This window comes from Pseudonocardia sp. N23, assembly GCF_002583555.1.
GTDB lineage: Bacteria > Actinomycetota > Actinomycetes > Mycobacteriales > Pseudonocardiaceae > Pseudonocardia.
The window spans coordinates 1-384 of record NZ_BEGX01000086.1; the positions used below are offsets into that span (position 1 = coordinate 1).

At 56.0% G+C, this 384-nt stretch carries 1 protein-coding gene; it reads left to right on the forward strand.

What is annotated here, in order from left to right; genetic code table 11:
- On the forward strand, window positions 1–384 hold a 384-nt coding region (locus TOK_RS22930), incomplete at both ends, for an aldehyde dehydrogenase family protein (RefSeq protein WP_141566506.1).

The window sequence follows — 384 nt, forward strand, 5'->3', positions numbered from 1 at the left end:
CATCAGGATCGAGCAGTGGATCGATGACGCAGTCCATGCTGGGGCGAAGATTCTGGTCGGGGGTCGCCGGAATGGAACAAGTCTTGAGCCGACTCTTTTGGCAGATGTTCCGCTCGCCGCGCGAATTCTTCGTGACGAGGCGTTCGGTCCGGTGGTAAGTATTACGCCGTTCGACAGTCTGGACTCGGCGTTTGCTGCTGTTAATGATTCTGACTTCGGGCTGCAGACAGGTGTTTTTACACGTGATATCCAGACTGCGTTCCGTGCGCATCGTGACCTCGAGGTGGGTGGGGTCATTATTGGAGATGTTCCGAGCTATCGTGCGGACCAGATGCCTTATGGTGGGATGAAGGAGTCTGGTATAGGCAGAGAAGGCGTCCGCTC